The organism is Ruegeria sp. HKCCD6426 (genome assembly GCF_057221115.1).
On record NZ_JBWVBF010000004.1, the window covers coordinates 350,604 to 366,598 of the forward strand.

A 15,995-nucleotide genomic window follows, 5' to 3' on the forward strand; every position below is an offset into this window, starting at 1 on the left:
ATTGTTGAAGGAACCCTGATCAGAGATCAAAAACTAGCCCCTGCTAACACAGAAGGTCAAAGCCTTGAACCTTGCGGAATTGCGAAACGATTCACCCGATAAATCGACTGTAGATCAGACTCAGGAGCAAACTCTTGAACCTATCCGCTTTGCGTTCTACCGGCTTGGCTACCGTTTGAAAGTGGCTGTGCTTGCCAAGGAATTTGGCGTAAGCAGAAAACCTGCCAGAGATGCGATCGCACACGTCGGTCATCTTGGGCTGGACGAAACACGCAACGGTGTCGGGACGGTGGTTACCAAGCTTTCGGACGAGCGCAAACGGCACCTTTGCGAAATGAGAATGGTATTGGCCAATATGATCGGAGAGCTGTCACCGGTCGCTGCTGAAACTCACCACCGCGACGAAGTGCTCTCGATCCATAAACGTGCTCTGGTCCTGAGAGAACGTCCTGAGTCTCAGCAGTACGTGGAACTGAACCAGCGCCTGCAATCCTTGGTCACGTCGCTGTGGAAACTCTGGAAACTGGCGTACGTCCAAGCATCCAGCGTTTGGCGCCGCTTGGAACATATAGAGGGGCCAGAAGTATGTGACGCATTGATCAAGCAGACTTCGGATTTTCAGATAGCACAGGTGCACAACAATATTGCAGCCGTTGGCTATCTGCAGGGAAACTACATTGGGTACGCCTTTCAATTGAATGAAAACATCTGCTGAATCTGCCAATATGACTGCGGACAAGATGACTCCATTCGATCACCTGATGCGCCCATCAGGAATAGGCACAAAGAGGTAATGATCTGAAAATGTCAGAAGCTACAAACACCACATCGCTTGGCATCCTGGTCTTTCCCGGGTTCCCCATGGCGTGTCTGACCTCTTGCATCGAACCATTGCGAGCAGCCAATGAGATCTCGGGTCAGGACGCGTTCAGCTGGACAGTGATTGCTGAAAGCAACGAGCCAGTGCAATCCTCTGCTGGGGTTACCTTTGCACCTGATTGCACCTTGGCAGAGTTACAATCGCTGGATCACTTGTTATTTGCCTCCAGCCCCAACGGTAAATTTACCAAACCCTCCAAAGCAAACGCTGCTCTTCAAAGAATGTTGCGTAACAAAACGCGCCTCGGTGCAATCAGCGGCGGCGTGTTTCCGTTGGCCAGAACGCAGCTGACCGGAGCTCACCCGCTCTCGGTTCATTGGTGTTACGAGGCCGCCTTTCGGGCCGAGTTTCCTGAAATCCCGATACAGGGCACCGTCATTCACGATGAAGGCGCATTCACAACCATTTCCGGTGCATCCGCCGTGTTTGACCATATGCTCACGTTGATCGAAGAACGGCTTGGTGGCGACATCATGGCCGAGGTCGCCTGCTGGTTTCAGCATCCTTTCATCCGCAGCGCGGCCATGTCGCAGAAGGTTCCCGCAATCTCTACCGCCAAAAGCCAGGACTTGCTGCCAAAACAGGTCGCACGCGCCATTCAGCATTTTGCCGAACATATCGAAAGCCCGATCCAGATCGGCGAAGTGGCCGAGGCAGTCGGCCTGTCACCGCGGTCACTGGAACGCGGATTCAAAAAGGCAACAGGCCAAAGCCCGCTAAGCTACTACCGTAAGATGCGGATGAACCAAGCGAGGCAACTGGTTCTGTATACCAACGACCCGATCGCCGAAGTTGCCTATATGGTCGGATATGCCACGCCCGGTGCGTTTATGCGACATTATCGCGAAACTTTTGGTGTGACGCCGATTAGTGACCGGCGCGCCAAGAACTCGATGCGGGTCGGCAGCGATGACGTTCTGCCCTCGGGCTGAAGGTCAAGCAATCGACCGGGCTGCGGCCAACATCCCGTGATGTAATGACCCGGCCGAAGATCGGGGGGCGATGACCGCCATGCGGTCTTCGGCCAGACGCCATAGGAACACACCCAGATGCTCTGCCGTGGTACGCAACGCGGTGCCTGTCTCCATTGTGCGTACCGGCGCATGGCTCAGACGCTCAAACAGATCGCACAGCCTCTCCCCTGCGACGTCGAACCGGCACCATCCATCTGTCTGCTCGACGACTGATACTTTGTCGCCAACGATTTGCTTCAATTCCAATGCCAACAGTTCGTGGCTGTCATGCGAGGCCCTGATCATCCATTGCTCCGCCCCGGTCCAGAATGCGGCGTATGGCCCGGCCTGTGCGGATTGGCCGACCACCGGCAAGTTCAGACCAATCTTGTCAGCCAGCACCTGCTTCACGGTATCTAGCTGACCTGCGCGCACCGCAATCGAGGCCAAGGCTTGATCCGCAACCTCGGTGATTGTGATCGCCCCGATTTCATCCCTGCGCGGCGTGTCGCCCCCCAGCGCGGTGATAGATTTCAGTTTATGCACGAAGCTTCTCCCCTTCCGGGTCCACGAAATGAGCGCTGACAATTTCGACCAGTACCTCCTGGCCTTCCAGCGGGTTGACCAGACGCAATTGCTCTCCCATGCGGTCGAAACCGCCTTTGACGAAGCCCAGACCAATGGAGCTGTTTAGGATCGGCGAAAAGGCCGCCGAGGTGACATAGCCCTGATCATGGCCCGCATCGATTGGCCCGTCCTTGTTCATCAGGTGCACCCCAGCCGGAACGCTATCTTTGGCGTTCACCGGCATCAGCCCGACCAAAGCCAGCGCATCCGGGGTGTTCATCCCCTCACGGCGGCTGAGCACATTGCCGATACAGTCCTTCTTTGTGCTGACCATACGACCAAGGCCGAGGTTCAGCGCCGTTGTCGTCCCGTTCAGCTCGTTGCCCGCAGCGTGGCCCTTTTCGATCCGCATGACGCCCAACGCCTCGGTGCCGTAAGGAACTACATCGAACTCTTCGCCAGCTTCCATCAGCGCACGCATCAAGCCATCGCCGTAACGCGTGGGCACGGCAATTTCGTAAGCCAGCTCGCCCGAAAATGAGATACGGAACAGCCGCGCCCGCAGGCCGCCGCAGACGGTGATCTCACCGCAGGCCATGAAGGGGAATGCCTCGTTGGAGATGTCGAATTCAGGGTCCACGATCTTTTGCAGCAGCTTGCGACTGTTGGGACCGGCTACGGCATATTGCGCCCAGGCCTCGGTGGTCGAAATCAGTTGCACGTCCATATCCGGGCACAGGCATTGGCGCACGAATTCCATGTTGCGATAGACCAGAACCGCGTTGGCGGTGGTCGTGGTCACGACAAAATGGTCTTCGGACAGACGTGCGGCAGTGCCATCGTCATACGCCACGCCATCCTCGCGCAGCATCAGGCCATAGCGCACCTTGCCGACGGGCAGTTTGGCAAAGCCGTTGGCATAGATCTTGTTGAGGAAAGCAGCGGCATCTGCACCCTGCACGTCGATCTTGCCCAGCGTGGTCACATCGCACACGCCGACCGAATTGCGGGTCTGCAGAACCTCGCGGTCCACCGATTGCCGCCAATGGGTCTCACCCTTACGGGGGAACCATTGGGCGCGCAGCCAATTGCCGACCTCGACAAACACCGCGCCCTGTTCCTCGGCCCATTTGTGGCTGGGTGTCAGACGGGTCGGATGGAAATCCTTGCCGACCGCACGACCACCAAGGGCCCCCATTGCCACAGGCGTATAGGGTGGGCGGAAAATCGTCGTACCGGTTTCCGGGATTGACTTACCTGTCAGTTCGGCCATCACCGCCAGAGCACCGACGTTGGATGTCTTGCCTTGATCCGTTGCCATGCCCAGCGTGGTATAGCGCTTGAGATGCTCGACCGAGGTAAAGTTCTCTTGATGCGCCAGCTTGACGTCCTTGACGGTCACATCGTTCTGGTAATCCAGCCACGCGCGGTTGGCGCCTTTGACATGCCAGAACGGCGTGATCGAAACAGGCGCGTCCGCTGCTGTGGGCAAGTCAACAGGCGTTGCGGTGATCCCCAGTTCCTCCAGCGCGTTCACAGCCACCGCCGCGCCACCTTGCAGCGCCGCATCCGTGGTCAGGTCACCCTTGGCAGCCCCGGCCACGATCTGGCCAACGGGCAGGCCCTCTCCCGGAACAAAGGCATGAATATCACCGCTCCAGACCGGGCGGCCGCGCTGATGGCACGTCAGGCCCAGATTCGGGTTCCAACCGCCGGATATCGCCAGCGCCTCACAATGCAGTTCGCGGGTATAGCCTTTGTCGGTGCGCACTTGCACCGAGGTCAGCCCCAGACGGCCCGAGGTGTTAATGATCTCGGCCCCTTTCAGGACCTCGGCACCTTCAACGTCAGGTGCATCGGGTCGCGTATCCACAATGGCCGGGACCTGGACGCCCTGCGCCATCAAATCGCGCGCCGTCTGGTGTGCATCGTCATTGTTGGCAAACACCACAACCGATTGTGCGGGCGTTGCGGCCCATCGGTTGGCATAGGCCCGCACCGCTCCGGCCAGCAGAATGCCGGGCCGGTCGTTGTTCGCGAACGCGATGGGCCGCTCAATAGCCCCGGTCGCGATAAGCGCGCGTTTGGAGTAGATACGCCACAAGGTTTGACGCGGTTTATATGCATCGGGCGCGATCACATGATCCGCATTGCGTTCAACAGCACCGTAAATTCCATGGTCATAGGCACCAAAAACAGTCGTGCGCGGCATCACTCGCACATTCTTCATCGACGCCAGCTCGGCCAGCGTCTGCGCAACCCAATCTGCGCCGGACATGTCAGCCAGAGACCCCGTTTCAGCGATCAGGCGTCCGCCTAAGCGGAAGTCTTCATCGGCCAGAATGACCTGCGCGCCCGCACGCCCTGCGGTCAAAGCTGCCGTCAAACCTGTCGGCCCAGCCCCGACGATCAGCAGATCGCAGTGCAGAAACCCTTTGTCATATGCATCCGGATCATCCTCTCCGGTCAGGCTGCCCAGACCAGCGGCCTTGCGGATGATCGGCTCATACAGCTTTTCCCAGAACGCCTTGGGCCACATGAACGTCTTATAATAGAAGCCCGCGGTCAGAAAATTCGAGAACCGGTCGTTGATCGCCATAAAGTCGCGTTCCAGCGACGGCCAGCGGTTCTGCGAGTTGGCGTTCAACCCGTCATAAAGCTCGGCCACGGTGGCACGCGTGTTGGGTTCCTGCCGCCCGCCCGAGCGCAGCTCGACCAGCGCATTCGGCTCTTCGCTACCCGCTGTCAGCGGCCCGCGCGGACGGTGATATTTGAACGACCGGCCCATCAGCCGCACGCCATTGGCCAGCAGGGCCGAGGCCAGTGTGTCGCCTTCAAACCCCTGATAAGACTTGCCGTCGAATTTGAAGCTCAGGCTGGCGTCACGGTTGATCAGGCCACCATTCAGACGATTGTGTTGTATCATTGGGCAGCCTTCCTTGCGGCTTTGGCGACATCTCGCGCCAGCTCGACTTTCAGAATTTCGTGCGTCACCGTGTTGCGAGTGACCACCAGCCACGACCGGTCGCCTTGTTCGTGGAACCACAATTCGCGATGTTCGCCGGCCGGGTTGTCGCGTAGGTAGAGGTAATCGTGAAACGCCTGCGCCGCATTCTCAGCCTGCCAGTCGGGGCGGTTGATGAGGGACGCGTCGCCCAGATAGGTGAATTCCTGCGCGTCACGCGGGCCAAGCAAAGGATGGTTGATAATCATCTGATAAACCCCTCAGTGCAGGTTCGGTTGGGCGCCCTGCCCTTTTTCGTCGATCATGTGCCCGGTCATGAACCGGTCCAGCCGATAGGCTGTCGCGGTTTCATGCGGGCGGTCAGTCTTCAGAAGATGGGCGAAACAGTAGCCGGACGCTGGCGTCGCCTTGAAGCCGCCATAACACCAGCCACCATTGAAATAGAGCCCGTCGATATGCGTTTTATCGATGAAGGGCGATCCATCCATGGACATATCCATGATCCCGCCCCAGCTGCGCAACAGACGAGCACGCCCAAGAGCTGGTATCAATGACATCCCACTTTCGACTACATCCTCGACCACCGGCAGGTTTCCGCGTTGAGCGTAGGAATTGTACATGTCCAGATCGCCACCGAAGACCAACCCACCCTTGTCAGACTGGCTGCAATAGAAATGACCCGCGCCATAGGTGATCACCCCAGGGATGAAAGGCTTGAGCCCCTCTGAGACAAACGCCTGCAAAACGTGACTTTCAATCGGAAGGCGCATTCCCGCCATCGCCATCACACGACTGGAATTGCCCGCGACAGAGACGCCCACCTTTTTCGCGCCGATATAGCCGCGAGTGGTCTCGACGCCCAAAACCTTGCCGCCCTCGATCCGAAAGCCTGTGACTTCGCAGTTCTGAATGATATCCACGCCGCGCATATCCGCGCCGCGTGCAAACCCCCAAGCGACCGCATCGTGGCGAACGGTTCCTCCCCGCCGGTGCAACAACCCGCCCTTGATCGGAAACCGCGCATTGTTGAAATTCAGAAACGGATACATCGCGCGTACGCCTTCGGCATCCAACAACTCGGCATCGGACCCGTTCAGGATCATCGCATTGCCCCGCCGCCGCGCCGCATCTCGCTGCGCATCCGAATGCACGAGGTTCAGGATACCGCGCTGGCTGACCATCGCGTTGTAATTGAGTTCCTGCTCAAGATTTTCCCACAGTTTGAGGGAAAACTCATAAAACGGCTCATTCCCGTCCAGCAGATAATTCGACCGGATAATCGTCGTGTTCCGCCCAACGTTACCGCCTCCAATCCAACCTTTCTCCAGAACCGCAATGCGCGCGGCTCCGAATTCTTTGGCTAGGTAATAGGCTGTCGCCAACCCGTGGCCGCCACCGCCGATTATGACATAGTCATAGGCTCTGCCAGGCGCGACGTCACGCCATTGCGGGCCCCAACCTTTGTGGCCAGTCACCGCCTCTTTTAAGATCTTCAGAGCTGAATATCGCATGAAAGCTCCTGTTCATAGCAGCCTCCAATTTGCGCGCACCCCGGTGCGTTATTCACTCGTTGTTTCGGACAGAATTAAATTCGGAAACGACAGATTTTCACGTTTGGCAAAAAACTCAGGCTCAGAACGGTCGCCAATTATCTCAGACTTAGATCACCAATTGCCAAGCCTAAATGCTGTTTCTGCCGCCTTGCAAAAGCTGACAGTCGATTTTGACCGGGTTGCGAGAGAACCCGGTCAAACTACTTAAAGGAATAATCCTCTACCCCAATACGGCGTTAACGGCGCGTACCGTGCCTGCTACCACTCGATCGGCTTCCTTTCGGGTTAGACAGAAGGGCGGTGCGAACCCGAGTATGTCTCCCTGAGGCATGGCTCGGGCGATGATCTTGTCCTGATCCAGAAGTTTCGCAGAGATTTGTGGTCCAATCTTGTCCGCCGCATCGAAGAAGGCACGGTTGTCCTTGTCCTTCACGAATTCTACTGCACACAGCATACCCTCACCGCGCACGTCGCCCACTTGTGGATGATCCGCCAGCGCTTCGGTCATGGTGGTGTTCAGATAAGCCCCAACATCGCCTGCATTGCTGACAAGGTTCAACTCGTCGATCAGATTCAAGTTCGCAACACCGGCAGCGGCCCCGATTGGATGCGCCGAATAGGTCCAGCCATGCCCTATGGGTCCGTTCTCATCAGTGCCTTGCTCTAACACATTCCAGACCTTGTCACTGACGATTGACCCCGAAAGTGGAGCATATGCGGACGTCAGGCCCTTGGCGATGGTAATGATATCGGGCTCTATTCCATAGTGATCCGATCCGAACATTGTCCCGAGGCGTCCAAACCCAGTCACAACCTCGTCAGCGACCAGAAGAACGTCGTGCTTTTTCAGAACGGCCTGGATCGCGGCCCAATACCCCTCGGGCGGAGGAACGATACCGCCGGTACCCAGAATGGGTTCTCCGATGAATGCAGCAATTGTGTCAGCCCCTTCACGCTCAATCAGCGCTTCAAGCTCAGTTGCACAGTGGGCTACGAACTGCTCTTCAGTCTGATCAAGGTCTACGCGGCGGTAGTAGTATGGTGCCTCGGTGTGGATCACTTGCTCCACAGGCAGGTCGAACTTCTTATGAAACAACTCCAAACCGGTCAGCGATCCCGTCACCAGCCCGGACCCATGGTAACCACGCCAGCGCGAGATGATCTTTTTCTTTTCAGGGCGTCCCAGTATATTGTTGTAATACCAGATCAGCTTGACGTTGGTCTCATTCGCGTCCGATCCGCCGAGGCCAAAATACACCTTGGACATGTTCGCAGGCGCCCGGTCGAGGATCATTTTCGACAGCGTGATTGAGGCCTCGGTACCGTGACCTACATAAGAGTGGTAATAAGCCAGTTCACGTGCCTGATCCGCGATGGCATCGGCGATGTCCTGACGACCATAGCCAACATTGACGCAATAAAGGCCGGCGAAAGCATCCAACAGTTTGGTACCGTCGCGGTCTTCGATGAATACACCGCTAGCGGTCTTGATGATCCGGTTCGGGCTTTCGCCTCTGGCATGTTGTGCCAGATGAGTAGACGGGTGAAAGAAATTCTCGCGGTCCCATTGGTCGAGTTGATCGTTCCTAAGCATGTTTTAGTCCTTTCTCACGCCCAATCACGGCAGACGTATTTGATGTCGGTGAATTCTTCCATTCCCTGACGCGCGCCCTCGCGGCCAAGCCCGGATTGCTTGGTGCCACCAAAAGGAATGGGCGCACCGGTCACTTTGGTACGGTTGACGGCCACCATGCCAAATTGCAGCGCGCGGCTCAGACGGTAGATGCGACGCGGATCATGGCTATGGAGATAGGCAACCAGACCATATTCGCTGTCATTGGCACGGGCGATCACCTCGTCCTCGGTATCGAACGGAGTGATGGGGGCGACCGGACCAAATGTTTCCTCGGACAGGATGCGCGCATCGGCCGGTACATCGACCAGTACTGTTGGTTCATAAAACAGCGGACCAAGCGAATGCCTTTTGCCACCACAAGCCAGTTTCGCGCCTTTGTCCAGCGCGTCGGCCACATGATCTTCCTGTTTCGCAACCGCATTTTCATTCATCAGCGGGCCAATATCCGGGTCATCCATCCCGAATCCAACAGTTAGCTTTTGCGCAGCCTCGGTGAATTTGACGCAGAACTCGTCATAAACAGGGCGTTCTACAAAAATTCGGTTTGCACCCAGACAGTCCTGACCCGACGTGGCAAACTTGGCTTTGATCGTCTCGGCTACGGCTACATCCAGATCGGCGCCCTTGAAGACAATAACCGGGGCGTGGCCGCCCAATTCCAACACCAGCCGCTTGACCGTTTCGGCCGATTGTCGGTAGAGCAGCTTGCCAATCTCCGTCGACCCGGTGAAAGACAGCGCACGAACGCGTGGATCGCGCGTCCACGGCCCCACCACGGTTGGTGCGGATCCTGTCACCACATTGAATACGCCCGCAGGTATGCCGGCGCGTTCAGCCAATTCGGCCAACGCCAGCGCGCTGAATGGTGTTTCACCCGATGGATGTGCAACCACGGTACAGCCAGCCGCCAGTGCCGCCGCGGCCTTACGTGTCAACATAGCCGACGGGAAATTCCACGGAGTAATCAGAGCTGCGACACCTAATGGTTCACGCCACAGCTCAACCTCGGCATCCGGCAGATGACTGGTGATGCCTTCGATATTGGGGCGTTTTGCCTCCTCTGCATAGAATTCGACAAAAGCTGCGCCATAGTCGATTTCACCGCGGGCTTCCGAAATCGGTTTGCCTTGTTCTAGCACCATGATGCGGGCCAGATCTTCTTTGTGTTCGATCTGTAACTCGAACCAACGGCGCAGGATGGCTGCGCGCTCCTGCGGTAATAAGCCGGACCAAGCCGAAAAGGCCGCCTCTGCCGCGTCTACTGCGGCAGAAGATTCCTCTGCGGTCATCGCCGTCACGTCGCCCAGATAGTCGCCGCTGGCTGGATCAGTCACACTGAAACTGTCACCGGTTCTTGACGCGCACCATTTCCCATTTACGTAGGAAAACGAACGCACCAAAGCCTTATCCTGAATATTCACACGTGCGGACAGAGCTGTATCCAACATGATTCCTCTCCTGTATTTACAGGAGAATCTGCCTATCCTGTGCAGAAGATGTGACTGAACATCGCTCTGATCGCAGAGGAATCAACTGCCTTTTAGTAGTAAGTCTAACGGTGGTGCACCGCCGCCTTTCACTGGCTTGGTCACTACATAAGTGAAATACCGCGACAGCCCGATCCGGGCGTCCAGCATCTCGTCGATCAAGCGTTGATAGGCGTCGATATCGCGGGTGACGATCTGCAACAGATAGTCAAAGCCGCCGCCCAGCGCCCAGCAGGCCACAACCTCATCGTACCGCTGCATTGCAGCTTCAAATGCGCGAAAGCTGGCGGCGGTGTGGTCCGCGATTTCGGCAGCGACAAACACCGTCACGTGAGGCGCCAGTTTCTTAAGATTGATCCGGGCGCCATATCCCTCGATCAGACCGGCCTGCTCCAGTTTCTTTAGCCTGTCCCAGCAGGGTGTAGCCGAAAGACCAATCTGATCGGCCAATGCAGCCTTGGTGATGCGGCCTTCGGTTGACAGCACACGCAGAATTTCCAGATCGCGTTGGTCCAACTGCATGGGCTCAGGTCACGCCGAACACGGCGACACAATCGCCAGATTTGATCAGGCCGGGAAAATGGCGGCTGATCAAAAGACCATCGCGGAGGGCGCGGTATTCCTGTGGCGCTTGTCCGGTGCGATCCAATGGCCAGACCCGTGCAACTAGATCACCTTTTGAAACCGGGTCACCAAGATCGATCATTGCCTCGTATAGCCCGTCACCTTCGCTGAACAGGAAACAATCGTCATCCGGCATCGTCAGGTTCACGGTCTCATCCAGTTGCATTTCCCCTTGCAGGATTCCGGCGTGGATCAGCACATTGCGCAGGCCTTTCTTGGCGATCGCATTGCTGCGTGCCGTAGATGACCCTCCGCCCCCCAACTCGGTGGTGACCAGAACTTTGCCCATTTCCTCAACAGCAGTGTCGTACATACCGACATTATCGATTTCCAACAGCTCCACGGAATACGGCGCGTTGAACGCTTTCATCGCGGCAAAGCACGCCCTTTGCGTTTCTTTGTCATCCAAAATGTGGGCAGCCGCAAAGGGCACAAAGTCGAGCGTTTTACCACCAGAGTGGAAGTCCACGGCTACATCCGCCATCGGCAACAACGTGCGCTGGAAATAGTCGGCAATCTTCTCGGTTACTGTGCCATCGGGGCGACCGGGGAAAGACCGGTTCATGTTGCCTTTGTCGATGGGAGAAGTGCGAGTGCCCGCCCGGAACGCAGGGTAATTGAATGCCGGAACGATGATCAGCCGACCTGTCACCTCCTCGGCACGGGTATTCGCGGCCAGCTCATGCAGCGCGACCGGGCCTTCGTATTCGTCGCCGTGATTGGCGCCGGTCAACAGTGCGGTCGGGCCGTTGCCGTTCTGAATCACCGTCAGCGGGATCATTACGGACCCCCAGGCGCTGTCGTCCCGGCTGTAGGGCAGCTTCAGGAAGCCATGATGTACGCCGTCCTGTTCCAGCGGAATGGTTGGTGAAATCGGATTCGCTTTCATCAATCAGTCCTTCACCAACATTTTGCGAGGTACGTTCGACAGGCATTCGGGACCTGTTTCCCCGATGCGGATAGTTTCGGTGATCTCAAAACCCCAATCTTCCATCCAAAGACCGGTCATGAAATGGAAGGTCATGTTTTCCTGCAAAATCGTAGTGTCGCCGGGGCGCAAAGACATAGTGCGCTCGCCCCAGTCGGGCGGGTAGCTGACGCCAATCGGATAACCCGTACGGTTGTCTTTTTCGATGCCATATTTCTTCAGCACTTTGAAAAACGCCTTAGCGATATCTTCACAGGTGTTTCCGGCCTTAGCCATCTCAAGCCCGGCCTCCATGCCTTCTAATACAGCAACTTCTGCGTCCAGAAATGTTTGCGTTGGCTTGCCTAGAAAGACAGTGCGAGACAGTGGGCAATGGTAACGATGAACAGCTCCAGCAATTTCAAAAAACGTGCCCTCGCCAGACTTCATCTTCTGATCGTCCCAGGTGAGATGCGGTGCCGCCGCATCTGACCCGGAAGGCAGCAGAGGAACAATGGCGGGGTAGTCTCCGCCAAAACCCATCCCTGCGTCATAGCGCAATCCGGCGTCGTAAATCTCGGCCACCAGATCACACTTGCGAATACCCGGTTCAACTTTATCGAAAATGCGTTGATGCATCCGTTCGACGATCTTCCCGGCCTGTCGCATATAGGTCAGCTCGGTCTCGGACTTTACCGCGCGTTGCCAGTTGACCAACGCATTGGCATCGCTGAATTTAGCATTCGGTAGATTCTTTTGCAGTGATACATAGGCAGCGGCAGTGAACCAGTAATTGTCCATCTCCACACCGATTGTGCCGGCACCTGCACCCCGATCCGTCAATTGAGCGGACAGGTAATCCATCGGATGCCGCTCTGTCGATTGGACGTAGTGATCGGGGTAGCCGATGATATTCGACGGATCCATAAAGCAGGTTCGCACGGCGCCGTTGGCATCCTGACCGCGCCCGAACCAGATCGGTTCTCCATCCATGGTCAGAACGACACATTGATGCACGTAGAAAGACCAGCCGTCATAGCCGGTCAGCCAGTTCATGTTCGACGGATCGGTCACGATGAGCGTGTCGATACCCCGTCGGGCCATTTCAGAACGGGTCTTGTCGATCCGGGCCTGAAACTCTGATGTGGAGAAATGCAACGTGGGTGTCGGCATCTTTGACTCTCTTAGCTGGTGAAAATCGTTCCCAGACCCGCGTCCTGTGCGCGCTGTCGGGCGAAGGTGGCAATTGCAGTGTCCTGGACACCGGTTCCGGTTAGATCAGCGATGGTTATGTCAGTGTCCGACTTTCGGCCCGAACGCTGCCCGCTTGCGATGTCGCCCAACTCGGCGAACTTGAGGTCTGCCTTGACCAGACCAGCGGTAATAGCGCTACGCAATTCCCCCATCCTTTCCGTCTGTGATTGGCGATCCGGGACGTATAAGTCCGCCCGAGCCAAGCATTTGGGCTCCAGTTCGTTTTTGTGGTCCTGGTCCGACCCCATCGCCGTGATATGTTGACCGGGGCGCAACCAATCTGCCTGAACAATCGGAGAAGTAGACGGAGTCGTGGTAACGACGACATCCGCTGAGGAAACCGAGGCCGCAGCATCTTCGCTGGCGTTAACCTCAAATCCCAGCTCTGCGCTCATTTCGGAGGCACACTGCTGGGCCTTAGCAAAGTCCCGTGCCCAGATGGTCGCTTTTGTGATCGGGCGAACCAGCGACAGCGCCTTGAGCTGCAAACGTGCCTGCATACCAGACCCCAGGATACAGGCGGATTTTGCATCTTCACGCGACAGATGGCGCGCGGCCACAGCCCCCGCCGCCGCAGTACGGACATCTGTCAGATAACCGTTATCCAACAAGAGAGCCTCTAACATCCCGGTTTTGGCAGCAAACAGCACCATAAGGCCGGATGTGCTGGGTAGGCCCAGCTTTGGATTGTCAAAAAAGCCGGGGCTCATCTTGATCGCGAAACTGTCCAATCCCGGCACATAAGCGGTTTTAACGTCAATTTCTCCGTTGTGGTCAGGGATTGGCATCGAAAGAATGGGCGGCATTTGGACCTGCCCACCGGCCAGCACCTTGAACCCGCCTTCCACACAATCGATCGCGGAAAGGTCCAATGGCATCAGCGCGCGCAATTCCGCCTCGGTCAGGATGTTGATATCTGGCATCTGCGCCTCCTTAAGCCTTAGCTTCCGCTGCCACGTCGACATTTTCCCCGTCAATCAGGCGTTTATGGAGGGCCATGTCGATATTCTGACCAGTGATCAGGGATACGCAATGATTAAACGGGCCGATCTTACCTGACAGAAGCGCTGCAATTCCAACGCTGCCGGAGCCCTCGATCACCTGCCGCTCTATGAAGTATGCGTGACGGATAGCGTCGGCGATTTCGACCTCACTCACCAAAACGATGTCATCGACCAGAGATTTCGTCATCTCGAACGTGTAGGCATTGTCCAGACCAATCCCGCCGCCAAGGCTGTCGGCTAGCGTTGCCTCCTCGGGAACCAGGATCGGCCCGCCCGCCTGCAGACACTGGTACATGGCCGCACCGCGTTCCATCGAGATGCCGATGACACGGATATCAGGGTTAACCGCCTTCATCACCATGGCCACACCGGAAATCAGACCACCGCCTGACAGGGGCACCAAAACCGTGTCCAGATTCGGCGTCTGTTCCAGCAGCTCCAGTGCAATCGTGCTTTGACCCGCAATGATGTCGCGATGGTCGAAGGGGGGCAGCAGAACCATTCCATCAGCTACCAGCTTGTCGACCTCAACCTGCGCGTCGTCCTGTGACTGGCCGACAATGCGCACTTCGGCCCCGTGAGATTTGATGCCTTCGACTTTGTTTTGAGGCACAAGCTCGGACATGCAGATGATGCAACGCACCCCAGCCCGTGCAGCTGCATACGCCAGACCTCGGCCATGATTGCCGGTGGAAACGCCAACAACACCCGCAGCACGCTGTTCATCCGTTAGCGACAGCACCGCATTCGTTGCACCGCGCAGTTTGAAGCTGCCAGTGATCTGCGTTTGCTCCAGTTTAAGCGATACCTTTCCGCCGGTGATCGCACTAAGTGACGGTGAGCTGATTGTTGCTGTCCGCCGGACACGCCCGTCGATGAGGGCGCGCGCGCAGAAACTGTCCTGAAGCGTGAGTTTCGGTGTCATTGAGTGTATCTTGCCTGATTAGAGTTCAAAAAGCTTGCCATATCCTGGCACTGGTTCATTTAGCCCGACCAGACGCAGACAACGCCAGACCATGGCCTGATTTGACGTGACAACGGGCTTGCCCAACCGGTCTTCGATCCGTTGCGCGCACGTGGCGGCGCGTAAGCCGGTGCAGGACAGAAACAGGGCATCCGCGCGCGGATCGCAAGCGGCGATACTTGCCTCGATGATGCAGTCCTCGGAAATCCGCGCCATTTCACGATCATCCGTCAGACCAAAATGGCTGGCGTTGATCACATCCGGGCCGTGGGTCCCGAAATACTGTGCCAGCTCATCAGTCACCTCGGCGCTATAAGGTGTAAGCACCGACACACGGCTGGCCGCCAAGGCCTTGAAAGCGTCGAAAGCGGCTGAACTAGGGGTAACGCAAGGTGTATCTGGTTTGGCTGCGTTCAGGTGTCGGGTGACCGCGTCATTGCCAAGCACGATTGACGCCGCAGTACAACAATACGCGATCACGTCCACATCCTCACCCGGCAAAATCTGCGCCGCCGCCTCAGTCAACCGGGGGCCGGTTCGCATGAGGGTTTCCTTGGTCGTCGGATTCTCGAACCCGATACGGTTTACATACACGCCGACACGGTCAGGGTCGCAAATGCGGGAAAAATCACGCTCGGACGTGTGATCGGTTGCCAGCGCGACCAGGGCAATCCGCTTACGGACCGGTCGGTCATCCAACCGGGCGGACACGCGCGACGGGGTTGAGGAGATATCGAGTGCCATCTTTGTTCCTAAACAACCAGAACTGGCGTTTCCGCCAAGCTTGTAACTTTGTGGGACACGCTGCCCAACAACGCCCCTTCAAGCGAGCCCAGTCCTCGACTGCCGATCACGATCAGGTCGTTGCCATGCTCATTTGCGAATTTAGTAATGGTGCGTGCAACTGGCCCTGCTTTTACAAAAGCACGCAAGTTCTGAACGCCAACCTTCGATGCGATGGATTTACCGTGTTCGGCTACCTCTTTCGCGTGCCCACACATGATGTCATCCAGATCGTCTGGTGTATCCGAACGCACCACATGCATCGATGCCTCAAGCAGCGAGTGGTGCCTGTAGACCGTCAACAAGGTGAGTTCGGCGCTGCACAACTTAGCCAGTTCAGCAGCCTTCTTCAGGGCAGCTTCGCCCCCTTTTGAACCGTCGAAGGGAACAAGGATTGAGTTGAACATCAGCGGCCTCT

Annotated in this window: 15 protein-coding genes; 2 read left to right on the forward strand and 13 right to left on the reverse strand. The window is 56.9% G+C overall.

The window, feature by feature from the left end:
- Positions 1-64 precede the first annotated feature (64 nt).
- Both AC2TDA_RS14490 and AC2TDA_RS14495 read left to right on the forward strand, forming a co-directional pair.
- Positions 65-715: a GntR family transcriptional regulator gene (locus AC2TDA_RS14490; protein ID WP_480877063.1), complete on the forward strand. Its 651-nt coding sequence runs from the start codon at positions 65-67 to the stop codon at positions 713-715.
- An 89-nt stretch (positions 716-804) separates the two neighbouring features.
- Positions 805-1,812: a GlxA family transcriptional regulator gene (locus AC2TDA_RS14495; protein ID WP_480877065.1), complete on the forward strand. Its 1,008-nt coding sequence runs from the start codon at positions 805-807 to the stop codon at positions 1,810-1,812.
- 3 nt (positions 1,813-1,815) lie between these two features.
- On the opposite strand, the gene AC2TDA_RS14500 is transcribed toward AC2TDA_RS14495, so the two are convergent.
- The 13 genes from AC2TDA_RS14500 to AC2TDA_RS14560 all read right to left on the reverse strand — a co-directional run bounded on the left by AC2TDA_RS14500 (position 1,816) and on the right by AC2TDA_RS14560 (position 15,984).
- A complete protein-coding gene (locus AC2TDA_RS14500) occupies positions 1,816-2,379 on the reverse strand; it encodes a sarcosine oxidase subunit gamma (protein WP_480877067.1) in 564 nt (187 codons plus the stop codon).
- Positions 2,372-5,326 (reverse strand): sarcosine oxidase subunit alpha family protein, encoded by a 2,955-nt coding sequence (locus AC2TDA_RS14505; RefSeq protein WP_480877070.1) that lies wholly within the window; start codon positions 5,324-5,326, stop codon positions 2,372-2,374. Before AC2TDA_RS14505 ends, AC2TDA_RS14500 begins: the two co-directional genes overlap by 8 nt.
- Positions 5,323-5,613, reverse strand: a complete 291-nt coding sequence (locus AC2TDA_RS14510; RefSeq protein ID WP_480849175.1) for a sarcosine oxidase subunit delta — start codon at positions 5,611-5,613, stop codon at positions 5,323-5,325. The genes AC2TDA_RS14505 and AC2TDA_RS14510 overlap by 4 nt, the downstream gene beginning before the upstream one ends.
- A 12-nt stretch (positions 5,614-5,625) precedes the next feature.
- Positions 5,626-6,876, reverse strand: coding sequence for a sarcosine oxidase subunit beta family protein (locus AC2TDA_RS14515; RefSeq protein ID WP_480877072.1), 1,251 nt, complete (start codon positions 6,874-6,876; stop codon positions 5,626-5,628).
- A gap of 262 nt (positions 6,877-7,138) precedes the next feature.
- The gene (locus AC2TDA_RS14520; RefSeq protein ID WP_480877075.1) at positions 7,139-8,512 is read right to left on the reverse strand and encodes an aminotransferase; all 1,374 of its coding nucleotides are present in this window, start codon (positions 8,510-8,512) and stop codon (positions 7,139-7,141) included.
- Positions 8,513-8,526: 14 nt separating this feature from the next.
- Positions 8,527-10,002: an NAD-dependent succinate-semialdehyde dehydrogenase gene (locus tag AC2TDA_RS14525; RefSeq protein ID WP_480877077.1), complete on the reverse strand. Its 1,476-nt coding sequence runs from the start codon at positions 10,000-10,002 to the stop codon at positions 8,527-8,529.
- 81 nt (positions 10,003-10,083) lie between these two features.
- Positions 10,084-10,563: an Lrp/AsnC family transcriptional regulator gene (locus AC2TDA_RS14530; protein WP_480877080.1), complete on the reverse strand. Its 480-nt coding sequence runs from the start codon at positions 10,561-10,563 to the stop codon at positions 10,084-10,086.
- Between the two features lie 4 nt (positions 10,564-10,567).
- On the reverse strand, positions 10,568-11,554 hold the full coding sequence (gene doeB / locus AC2TDA_RS14535; RefSeq protein ID WP_480877082.1) for a N(2)-acetyl-L-2,4-diaminobutanoate deacetylase DoeB: 987 nt from the start codon (positions 11,552-11,554) through the stop codon (positions 10,568-10,570).
- Between the two features lie 3 nt (positions 11,555-11,557).
- Positions 11,558-12,745: an ectoine hydrolase DoeA gene (doeA, locus tag AC2TDA_RS14540; protein WP_480877084.1), complete on the reverse strand. Its 1,188-nt coding sequence runs from the start codon at positions 12,743-12,745 to the stop codon at positions 11,558-11,560.
- An 11-nt stretch (positions 12,746-12,756) separates the two neighbouring features.
- On the reverse strand, positions 12,757-13,749 hold the full coding sequence (eutC, locus tag AC2TDA_RS14545; protein WP_480877087.1) for an ectoine utilization protein EutC: 993 nt from the start codon (positions 13,747-13,749) through the stop codon (positions 12,757-12,759).
- A gap of 10 nt (positions 13,750-13,759) precedes the next feature.
- Complete coding sequence (eutB, locus tag AC2TDA_RS14550; RefSeq protein WP_480877090.1) at positions 13,760-14,755, reverse strand: hydroxyectoine utilization dehydratase EutB; 996 nt, start codon at positions 14,753-14,755, stop codon at positions 13,760-13,762.
- 18 nt (positions 14,756-14,773) lie between these two features.
- The gene (gene eutA, locus AC2TDA_RS14555) at positions 14,774-15,538 is read right to left on the reverse strand and encodes an ectoine utilization protein EutA (protein WP_480877092.1); all 765 of its coding nucleotides are present in this window, start codon (positions 15,536-15,538) and stop codon (positions 14,774-14,776) included.
- An 8-nt stretch (positions 15,539-15,546) separates the two neighbouring features.
- Positions 15,547-15,984, reverse strand: coding sequence for a universal stress protein (locus AC2TDA_RS14560; RefSeq protein ID WP_480877095.1), 438 nt, complete (start codon positions 15,982-15,984; stop codon positions 15,547-15,549).
- Positions 15,985-15,995: the final 11 nt, after the last annotated feature.

Coding starts and splice junctions, on each gene's coding strand:
- AC2TDA_RS14495 (WP_480877065.1), top strand. CDS start 805: ATGTCAGAAGCTACAAACACCACATCGCTTGGCATCCTGGTCTTTCCC.
- AC2TDA_RS14505 (WP_480877070.1), bottom strand. CDS start 5,326: ATGATACAACACAATCGTCTGAATGGTGGCCTGATCAACCGTGACGCC.
- AC2TDA_RS14510 (WP_480849175.1), bottom strand. CDS start 5,613: ATGATTATCAACCATCCTTTGCTTGGCCCGCGTGACGCGCAGGAATTC.
- AC2TDA_RS14515 (WP_480877072.1), bottom strand. CDS start 6,876: ATGCGATATTCAGCTCTGAAGATCTTAAAAGAGGCGGTGACTGGCCAC.
- AC2TDA_RS14520 (WP_480877075.1), bottom strand. CDS start 8,512: ATGCTTAGGAACGATCAACTCGACCAATGGGACCGCGAGAATTTCTTT.
- AC2TDA_RS14525 (WP_480877077.1), bottom strand. CDS start 10,002: ATGTTGGATACAGCTCTGTCCGCACGTGTGAATATTCAGGATAAGGCT.
- AC2TDA_RS14530 (WP_480877080.1), bottom strand. CDS start 10,563: ATGCAGTTGGACCAACGCGATCTGGAAATTCTGCGTGTGCTGTCAACC.
- doeB (WP_480877082.1), bottom strand. CDS start 11,554: ATGAAAGCGAATCCGATTTCACCAACCATTCCGCTGGAACAGGACGGC.
- doeA (WP_480877084.1), bottom strand. CDS start 12,745: ATGCCGACACCCACGTTGCATTTCTCCACATCAGAGTTTCAGGCCCGG.
- eutC (WP_480877087.1), bottom strand. CDS start 13,749: ATGCCAGATATCAACATCCTGACCGAGGCGGAATTGCGCGCGCTGATG.
- eutB (WP_480877090.1), bottom strand. CDS start 14,755: ATGACACCGAAACTCACGCTTCAGGACAGTTTCTGCGCGCGCGCCCTC.
- eutA (WP_480877092.1), bottom strand. CDS start 15,538: ATGGCACTCGATATCTCCTCAACCCCGTCGCGCGTGTCCGCCCGGTTG.
- AC2TDA_RS14560 (WP_480877095.1), bottom strand. CDS start 15,984: ATGTTCAACTCAATCCTTGTTCCCTTCGACGGTTCAAAAGGGGGCGAA.